Below are 275 nucleotides of genomic sequence, written 5' to 3' on the forward strand. Positions count from 1 at the left end.
AAACCTGAAAGACATATCCTGCCGTTGCAAAATAATGATTGGTTTCGCTACCATACTTAATTCCGTTTTCATCGAGATGAAATGAATTTAAAAGATTGGGTACGGACAGCGCTACATAAAAATTATCTGCATATAGAAAAGCTCCGGCTCCTATGTTGGGGTAGGTGTTGTTGATATCCTGTGAGAAAAATGGATCGTTGGGATCTTGTAGTTCCAAATCGATAAAACCCACATCATGACAAGTGGCACCTGCTTTTAAACCTAAAGCCAACTCT

The 275-nt window shown here is 39.3% G+C and carries 1 protein-coding gene; it reads right to left on the reverse strand.

Going from position 1 to position 275, the window contains the following annotated elements; all coding sequences use genetic code 11:
* A partial coding sequence (locus ACY2RT_RS15360) for a type IX secretion system membrane protein PorP/SprF (protein WP_490156802.1) occupies positions 1 to 275 on the reverse strand: 275 nt, incomplete at both ends.

Source organism: Ulvibacter sp. 2210JD10-4 (assembly GCF_058148525.1).